Source organism: Pseudoalteromonas sp. SG45-3 (assembly GCF_014164075.1).
Taxonomy (GTDB): domain Bacteria; phylum Pseudomonadota; class Gammaproteobacteria; order Enterobacterales; family Alteromonadaceae; genus Pseudoalteromonas; species Pseudoalteromonas distincta.
Map to the genome: position 1 here is coordinate 1 of NZ_JACJEN010000066.1, position 550 is coordinate 550.

The 550-nt window shown below is 41.3% G+C and carries 2 tRNA genes and 1 rRNA gene; all 3 read right to left on the bottom strand.

From position 1 onward, the window contains the following. Positions 1-194: 194 nt before the first annotated feature. Positions 195-270, bottom strand: a tRNA-Ala gene (locus H5126_RS21270). 50 nt (positions 271-320) lie between these two features. Continuing rightward, positions 321-397 (bottom strand) — tRNA-Ile (locus tag H5126_RS21275). A 76-nt stretch (positions 398-473) separates the two neighbouring features. Further along, a 16S ribosomal RNA gene (locus H5126_RS21280) occupies positions 474-550 on the bottom strand; the annotation flags it as partial.

Below are 550 nucleotides of genomic sequence, written 5' to 3' on the forward strand. Positions count from 1 at the left end.
TGAATGGTACTGCTACCATTCTTTTTTTACTTTTGAAAACTCTTGATAAATACAAAGTATCTATCAGAATTTTATTATCAGCTTTTCCAAATTTTTAAAGAGCAAGAGATACAAAAACCTCTCAAAATTAAACACACTCTATTCTCAGGCGGTTAATGGCCCGATAAAGAATATTTATTTTTAAGAAGTAAAAGTGGTGGAGCTAAGCAGGATCGAACTGCTGACCTCCTGCGTGCAAGGCAGGCGCTCTCCCAGCTGAGCTATAGCCCCACATATGCTGGTACTTACTGTTTTAACCATCTTCTTGATTAGACAAGAAGTGGTGGGTCTGAGTAGATTTGAACTACCGACCTCACCCTTATCAGGGGTGCGCTCTAACCAGCTGAGCTACAGACCCAAAACAATAAGTGTTGTTCTCTTTACAATAACAATCATCTGTGTGGACACTACGAACAAATAAGTTCTAAATCGTATAAGGAGGTGATCCAGCCCCAGGTTCCCCTAGGGCTACCTTGTTACGACTTCACCCCAGTCATGAATCACTCCGTGG